Below are 4258 nucleotides of genomic sequence, written 5' to 3'. Positions count from 1 at the left end.
GGTGACAAGCCCGCGCTCGTGCTGTCGCAGGTGTTCGTCAAGCCCGGCCGCCGCAATCAAGGCATGGTCGAGATCGTCGAGGGGCTGAAGGCGGGCGATGAGGTGGTCACCGCCGGTCAGAACCGCCTCTTCAACGGCATGTCCGTCGTTGTGGACAACACCATCGACCCGACCAAATCGGCGAACAAGCAGGCCGACCAGCAATGAGCTTTTCAGATCTCTTCATTCGCCGGCCTGTTCTTTCGACGGTCCTTGCTTGCATGATCCTGCTCCTGGGTTTCCAGGGCATCTTCAATCTGTCGATCCGGCAGTATCCGAAGGTCGATGAAACGGCCATCACGATCACCACGGCCTATCCAGGCGCCAGCGCCGATCTGATCCAGGGCTTCATTTCCGCCCCGATCGCCCGCGCCGTCGCCTCGACCGAAAACATCGACTACGTCACCTCGTCCAGCCGCCCGTCCTCCAGCACCGTGACGGTGCAGATGAAGCTCGGCTCGAACCCCGACGTCGCGCTGACCGAAGTTCTGTCCAAGGTCCAGGGCGTGCGCGGCACTTTGCCGGACGCGTCGAAGGACCCTGTCATCGTCAAGGGCACCGGCCAGCAGTTCGCGATGATGTACATCTCGATGCAGAATCCGAACATGACGAAGGAGCAGCTGACGGAGTATATCGAGCGCGTCATCAGACCGCGCATGTCGACGGTCGAAGGCGTCGCCGACGTGCAGATCTTCGGCGCCCAGGAATACTCGATGCGCGTCTGGATCGATCCGGTCAAACTTGCAGCGCGCGGCGTGACCGCCTCCGAACTGCTGACGGCGATCAACAATTCCAACTTCCTGTCGGCGCCCGGCAACACCCAGAACGAGTATGTCGTTTCCTCGATCACCGTGCGCTCGACAGTGCAGACGCCGGAGGCATTCGCCGAGCTGCCGCTGCGCTCGACCGACGGCAATGTGGTGCGGTTGCGCGACGTGGCTCGCGTCGAACTCGCCGCCGAGAACACCGATACCAGGGTCTCGTTCAACGGCAAGCCAGGCACCTTCCTCGCCATCTTCCCGACGCCGGCGGCCAATCCGCTGACCACGGCGGCTGCGCTCACCAAGCTGGTGCCGCAGATTCAGGAGACACTGCCGAAAGGCATGACGATCGAGGTCGTCTACGACGCGACCGGGCAGATCAGCGCCTCGATTGAAGAGGTGTTCAAGACCATCGGCGAGGCGGTTGCCATCGTCGTCGTCGTCATCCTTCTGTTCCTTGGCTCCTTCCGGTCGGTGATGATGCCGATCATCACCATCCCGTTGTCGCTGATCGGCGTCTGCTTCCTTTTGTTCGCGGTTGGCTACTCGATCAACCTTCTGTCGCTGCTGGCCATGGTGCTGGCGATCGGCCTGGTCGTCGACGACGCCATCGTGGTGGTGGAGAACATCCATCGTCACATGGAAGAAGATCACATGTCGCCGATGCAGGCTGCGTTCAGCGGTATGCGCGAAATCGCATCAGCCATCGTTGCCATGACCATGACGCTGGCCGCCGTGTTCGCACCGCTGGCATTTACCGGCGGCCTGACCGGCGCGCTGTTCCGTGAATTCGCGGTCACGCTCGCCGGCTCGGTGGTGCTGTCGGGTGTCATCGCCATCACCATCACCCCGATGATGTCGGCACGCCTCTTGAAGTCCGGCACGCCGGGCCGTTTCCAGCGCATTGTCGACGGCACCTTCGCGCGCGTCGAGCATGTCTATGAACGCGCCGTCACCGGATCGCTGAACTATCGCCCGTTGACGTTGATCATCGTGCTTGCGCTTGTCGGCGTCACCGGCTTCATGTTCACCAAGACCTCGAGCGAACTTGCGCCGGAAGAGGACCAGGGCTTTCTGCTCTCGATTGTGACGGCGCCGCGTTATGCGACGTCCGATTATACCGAGACATACGTCAACCAGATCCTCGGCCTGGTGAAGGATATTCCCGAAACACGGGCGCAGTTCTCGGCCGTCGCCTTCGGCGGCACGACAAACAGCGCCTTCGTCGGCTATGCCTTCAAGGACTGGGCGGAACGCAAGCGCAATTCGAAGGAACTGCAGGCTGACATTACGGCCCGTATCGCCAAAGTGGCCGGTGTCGAGGCCTTCGTCTTCGCACCGCCGACGCTGCCGGGCTCCGGCGGCGGCCTGCCCATTTCCATGGTGGTGCGATCGACCGGCGCTTCCTCGGAAGTGTACGAGGTGGCCGAGCAGATCAAGAACAAGGCGCAGGCCTCCGGCCGCTTCATCGTCGTGCAGAATTCGATGGCCTATGACGCACCGGAGGTGACGGTGACCATCGACCGCGACCGCGCCGCCGCGCTGAACCTGCCGATCGCCGATATCGGCCGCACGCTGACCTTGCTGGTCGGCGGCGCCGAAGTGGCGCAGTTCGACCGCGATTCCAACAGCTACGACATCATCCCGCAGGTGCCGCAGGAGTTCCGCGACGACCCCGACAAGCTCGGCGAATACTTCGTGCGCAGCGTGACCGGCGAGATGGTGCCGCTATCGGCGGTGGTCAAGATTTCGACCAATGCGGCGCCGGCGGCAATCGAGCAGTTCAACCAGCTGAATTCGTCGACGATTTCGGCGCTTCCGCTGCCCGGCGTCACCACCGGCGACGGGCTGAAGGCGCTGGAGGACATCGCCAAGGAGAGCCTGCCCGACACGTTCTTCATCGATTATTCCGGTCAATCGCGACAGGAAAAGGAACAGGGCAACACCATCCTGATCGCTTTCGCGGCCGCAGTTGTCGTCATCTATCTGGTGCTGGCGGCGCAGTTTGAAAGCTTCCGTGACCCGCTGATCATCATGATGGCGGTGCCGTTGTCGATCTTCGGCGCGATCGTGCCGCTCAATCTGGGCCTCGGCACGCTCAACATCTACACGCAGGTCGGCCTGATCACACTGATCGGTCTGATAACCAAGCACGGCATCCTGCTGGTCGAGTTCGCCAACCAGCAGCGTGAAAAGCATGGCATGCGGCGGCGCGATGCCATCATCGCCTCGGCCAAGGTGCGCCTGCGGCCGATCCTGATGACGACGGCGGCGATGGCGCTCGGCGTTGTGCCGCTGATCACGTCCAGCGGCGCTGGTGCCGCGGCCCGCTATTCGATGGGCCTGGTCATCTTCACCGGCATCCTGGTCGGCACCATATTCACGCTCTTCGTCGTGCCCATGTTCTACACCTTTATCGCCAGCAAGGACCTGCCTCATCTGGCGGAGAAGCCGGACCCCAAGCTGATGCCGGCACTGCCGAGCTAGGACGGTCTAGGGAGTCCCGCCCAGAAATGCGCGGGGCAAATCGATGGAAACAAAAGAAAAGAGGCCGGGAAATTCCCGGCCTCTTTTCTTTTTGGCTGGGCTCGATACCGCCGGTTTGAACTGTACGCAATACCGCAGCGTTTCCGGAGGGAGCTTTGAGGCGCGGCAGCATGCTGCCACGCCACCGTTTCCAGCCTGCTACTTGACGATGACGATGCTGGTGTTGGTCGCCCCGAAGGTTTCGACGAGCTGGTAGAAATCGGCGGCGTTGTCGGGGTGCAGCCGCACGCAGCCATGCGAAGCCGGCTGGCCGAGGCGCTTGATCGCATAGGTCGCGTGCACCGCATAGCCGCCGCTGAAGAAGACCGAGTGCGGCATCGGGGCGTTGTCGTATTTCTTCGAATACCACATTTCATGCATGCGGGTCGGCTTGAACGAGCCGGTCGGCGTCACATGGGCCCGGTCGCCGGTGGAGACTTTCCAGGCGAAGGTCGGCCGGCCGTCGACGGAGACTTCCATGATCTGCTGCGAAAGCGAAACGCGCGCCACGATCTTGTTGGCGGCATGCGCGGCGCCCGAGCCGAACAGCAGTGCGGCACCGGTCAGCGCGGCGGCGGCGATGTTGATGAGCTTGGCGGAAATGGCGGTATGCATGAAGAAAATCCCCTCTCTCTGCCGGTCCAGCCGGCTCCAATTCGATGGCTGCTTATCCCAACGTCATGTTTCGGAGAGATTTCGCAAAATGCTCATTTGTGTTTCGAATCTGTTTCCACTGGTTAACAAACGCCAACCCCATTAGAGCCGTCGGTGGCCCGCCAGCGAGACCATAGCAAGACCAAGGTCAGGAACATGGGTATCCGTCGCTAAACGAAAGTGCGAATTAGCAGTATTCGAAAGGACCGCCGTAGATCTCGAAACCGAACTGCAACAAAGCGAGGTTTCAAGCGGCATGATCCGGATACGGGCCGCAA

Annotated in this window: 2 protein-coding genes and 1 pseudogene; 2 read left to right on the top strand and 1 reads right to left on the bottom strand. The window is 61.7% G+C overall.

The window, feature by feature from the left end:
* Both EN969_RS18995 and EN969_RS18990 read left to right on the top strand, forming a co-directional pair.
* Positions 1 to 207 (top strand): annotated as a pseudogene (locus EN969_RS18995) (efflux transporter periplasmic adaptor subunit); the annotation flags it as partial.
* Positions 204 to 3287, top strand: coding sequence for an efflux RND transporter permease subunit (locus EN969_RS18990; protein ID WP_127419311.1), 3084 nt, complete (start codon positions 204 to 206; stop codon positions 3285 to 3287). The pseudogene EN969_RS18995 and the gene EN969_RS18990, both read left to right, overlap by 4 nt.
* A 198-nt stretch (positions 3288 to 3485) precedes the next feature.
* On the opposite strand, the gene EN969_RS18985 is transcribed toward EN969_RS18990, so the two are convergent.
* Positions 3486 to 3941, bottom strand: coding sequence for a L,D-transpeptidase (locus EN969_RS18985; protein ID WP_013529305.1), 456 nt, complete (start codon positions 3939 to 3941; stop codon positions 3486 to 3488).
* Positions 3942 to 4258: the final 317 nt, after the last annotated feature.

The sequence above is a fragment of the Mesorhizobium sp. M7A.F.Ca.CA.003.01.2.1 genome, from assembly GCF_003998945.1.
In the GTDB taxonomy this organism is placed as follows: Bacteria; Pseudomonadota; Alphaproteobacteria; order Rhizobiales; family Rhizobiaceae; genus Mesorhizobium; species Mesorhizobium ciceri.
Note: the sequence above shows the minus strand (reverse complement) of the source record. Positions and strands in the feature narration are given on the sequence as shown.

What these genes read in the sequence shown, in the direction of transcription:
- EN969_RS18990 (WP_127419311.1), top strand. Translation starts at nt 204, where the DNA reads ATGAGCTTTTCAGATCTCTTCATTCGCCGGCCTGTTCTTTCGACGGTC.
- EN969_RS18985 (WP_013529305.1), bottom strand. Translation starts at nt 3,941, where the DNA reads ATGCATACCGCCATTTCCGCCAAGCTCATCAACATCGCCGCCGCCGCG.